This is a genomic window from Streptomyces echinoruber, assembly GCF_014651135.1.
Taxonomy (GTDB): Bacteria; Actinomycetota; Actinomycetes; order Streptomycetales; family Streptomycetaceae; genus Streptomyces; species Streptomyces echinoruber.
In genome coordinates this window covers 1-525 of record NZ_BMWH01000107.1, presented here as the reverse complement: position 1 = coordinate 525, position 525 = coordinate 1, and the positions used below count along the sequence as shown (strand labels likewise).

Sequence of the window (525 nt, the reverse complement as noted above, 5' to 3'; positions counted from 1 at the left end):
GCGTGAAGGGCCAACGCCCGCTGGGTTGGGTAGGGGAGCGTCGTCTGCCGGGTGAAGCAGCCGCGGAAGCGAGTTGTGGACGGTTGACGAGTGAGAATGCAGGCATGAGTAGCGATACAGGAGTGGGAAACTCCTGCGCCGATTGACCAAGGGTTCCTGGGTCAAGCTGATCTGCCCAGGGTAAGTCGGGACCTAAGGCGAGGCCGACAGGCGTAGTCGATGGACAACCGGTTGATATTCCGGTACCCGCTGTGAAGCGCCAAACACCGAGGATCGTGATGCTAAGGCCGTGAAACCGCCCGCCGCCGGCTTTGCCGTCGGTGGGAGTGGTGGAGCCGCCGGACCAAGCGGTTAGTAGGTGAGTGATGGGGTGACGCAGGAAGGTAGTCCAGCCCGGGCGGTGGTTGTCCCGGGGTAAGGGTGTAGCCCGAGCGATAGGCAAATCCGTCGCTCACACGAGGGTGAGACCTGATGCCGAGCCGATTGCGGCGAAGTGGATGATCCTATGCTGTCGAGAAAAGCCTC

General features: G+C 62.1%; 1 rRNA gene. It reads left to right on the top strand.

Annotated elements, in window-relative coordinates:
* Nucleotides 1-525, top strand: a 23S ribosomal RNA gene (locus IE225_RS32775); the annotation flags it as partial.